The 330-nt window shown below is 59.1% G+C and carries 1 protein-coding gene; it reads left to right on the forward strand.

What is annotated here, in order from left to right:
• Window positions 1–241, forward strand: a 241-nt coding sequence (locus tag ABGA94_RS09055; protein WP_375367067.1) for a hypothetical protein, incomplete at its 5' end; no start/stop codon positions are given.
• Window positions 242–330: the final 89 nt, after the last annotated feature.

Below are 330 nucleotides of genomic sequence, written 5' to 3' on the forward strand. Positions count from 1 at the left end.
CTACTCCAGCATGAAGGAGAAGTGCTCGTACATGGACGAGTGCAACATGCCGGGCTTCAACTCGTCGTACACCAGCGCCTCGCCGACCAACAAGGTGGGCTCCAACACCTTCCACGACATGCAGGTGGGCTACAAGATCGACTGGATGAAGGGGCTGCAGCTGACCGCGGGCCTGAACAATGTGTTCGACAAGGATCCGCCGATCTGCCTGTCGTGCTCGTTGCACATCATCGACACGTAATCCAGGCGATCCATGTAGCCGATCGACTGGTTGAACGGCTTGGACTCGGCCAGCTTCTCGGTACCACGGTGCAGCAGACCCACGTGCGG

The sequence above is a fragment of the Stenotrophomonas sp. 3diitr2024 genome, from assembly GCF_042136455.1.
Lineage (GTDB): Bacteria > Pseudomonadota > Gammaproteobacteria > Xanthomonadales > Xanthomonadaceae > Stenotrophomonas > Stenotrophomonas sepilia.